We start from the raw sequence: 520 nt of genomic DNA on the forward strand, positions 1-520 counted from the left end.
ACGCCCTCGATCTCCAGGGCGTTCTCCGAGACACAGAATGCGCTGTGGGCGATGAGCCGCGAGGCATCGTCCATCAGCGAGACGAGGTAGGTCTTGCGCCGCCGAGCGCCCAGCGACAGCGTCGGGCCGTGCAGCACATCGCCATACCAGATCGAGCCCGCGTGCTCGGCGACGAAGCTGCGCTTCTCGTCGGGCACGACGGTGGGACCGGTGATACGCGATAGGCCGTGGGTCTTGAGCAAGCGGTGCACGGCGCTCTTGGAGAGCGAATCGCGCGGCACGACGCCGGCGCCCTCGAGCAGCAGCCGGATCTGACGGATCGAGCGGCGTGGGTTCTCGCGCTTGGCGGGCGATCACGGCGGCCTGCACCGCCTCGGGCAGTTTCGAGGCGCCGCGGTCATTGCGCGGCTTGCTGGCGAGTCCTGCGACGCCCTCGCGCCGCCACAGGTCGTACCAGACGCGCAGCGTCTTCTCGCTGATGTGGCGGCGTCGGGAGCCGGGAATGGCGTACTCCTGCTGG

At 69.4% G+C, this 520-nt stretch carries 1 protein-coding gene and 1 pseudogene; one reads left to right on the plus strand and one right to left on the minus strand.

The window, feature by feature from the left end; all coding sequences use genetic code 11:
• Window positions 1-281 (minus strand): annotated as a pseudogene (locus GWC77_RS29315) (integrase); the annotation flags it as partial.
• 47 nt (window positions 282-328) lie between these two features.
• Here GWC77_RS29315 and GWC77_RS29320 point away from each other — a divergent pair.
• On the plus strand, window positions 329-520 hold a 192-nt coding region (locus GWC77_RS29320; protein ID WP_217283468.1), incomplete at its 3' end, for a hypothetical protein.

It is taken from the genome of Paraburkholderia sp. NMBU_R16, assembly GCF_013282575.1.
Classification (GTDB): Bacteria; Pseudomonadota; Gammaproteobacteria; order Burkholderiales; family Burkholderiaceae; genus Trinickia.